The organism is Streptomyces sp. AC627_RSS907, assembly GCF_019049165.1.
This window is the reverse complement of record NZ_JAGMUE010000462.1, coordinates 1-561: the sequence shown is the minus strand read 5'-3', so window position 1 is coordinate 561 and position 561 is coordinate 1. Positions and strand designations below refer to the sequence as shown.

Annotated in this window: 1 protein-coding gene; it reads right to left on the bottom strand. The window is 77.9% G+C overall.

What is annotated here, in order from left to right; genetic code table 11:
• On the bottom strand, positions 1-561 hold a 561-nt coding region (locus KUM32_RS36470), incomplete at both ends, for a sugar phosphate isomerase/epimerase (RefSeq protein WP_217146182.1).

The following is a 561-nucleotide window of genomic DNA, read 5'->3' as shown; positions in this document are numbered from 1 at the left end:
CGCCCCGGCCGAGCGGCAGCGGGGACGTGTCCTCGGCCGAGGCCACGTCCTTGACCTGCACGTATCCCAGGTGCGGGGCGAGCGCGGCGTGTGAGGCCACCGGGTCCTCGCCGCCGAGCCAGGTGTGCAGCACGTCCCAGACGGCCCCCACGCTCAGGTGCCCGACCAGGCCGAGCACCCGGCAGGCGTCGGCCGCCGTGCGGTGCGAGTCGTGGGTCTCAAGGAGCAGCCGCACGCCGAGGTCGTGCGCGTACGGCGCGACGGCGGCCAGCCGGCGGGCGGCCGTGGCGTCGGCCTCGGCGGGGTCCTGGTCGCCGCCGCCGGGGAAGACGCGCACGTACGGGGCGCCGAGGTCGCGGGCGAGCGCGAGGTGTTGGCGCAGCGCGTCGAGGACCGGGCCGTCGTCGCCGGCCTCGGCGACCCGCGTGTAGCCGGCGACGGCGAGCACGGTCAGCCCGGCGGCGCGGAACCGCGCCGCGATGTCGGCCCGTTCGGCCGCGCCGATGCCGACGTGGACCGGTTCCTCGGGGTGGGCCCGCAGTTCGACGCCCTGGTATCCGT